A 255-nucleotide genomic window follows, 5' to 3' on the forward strand; every position below is an offset into this window, starting at 1 on the left:
GATCCTTGGAATTGAATTTGCCAAATCAAACCTTATCTCCACTGGTAGATTTAGATGGTTGTAGCTGATCTGGTAGATATCCTTGTTCAGGTCCTGGGTCATATTCCCATTTTCATCATATCTATAGTCATCTCTGGGATTGGTTCCGTCCTTGAACCCAAAATTCCTGTGCGAGCCCGAAGTGGAATTATCGACTACTTTCATAAGCTTGTTCCCACCATCATAGGTATAGGTTAGATCATCCCATTTTCCGAA

1 pseudogene is annotated in these 255 nt (G+C 41.6%); it reads right to left on the bottom strand.

The annotated features are described in order from the left end of the window. Positions 1-255, bottom strand: a pseudogene (locus G3A46_RS14670) (hypothetical protein); the annotation flags it as partial.

The sequence above is a fragment of the Aequorivita sp. KMM 9714 genome, assembly GCF_011065475.1.
Taxonomy (GTDB): Bacteria; Bacteroidota; Bacteroidia; order Flavobacteriales; family Flavobacteriaceae; genus Aequorivita; species Aequorivita sinensis.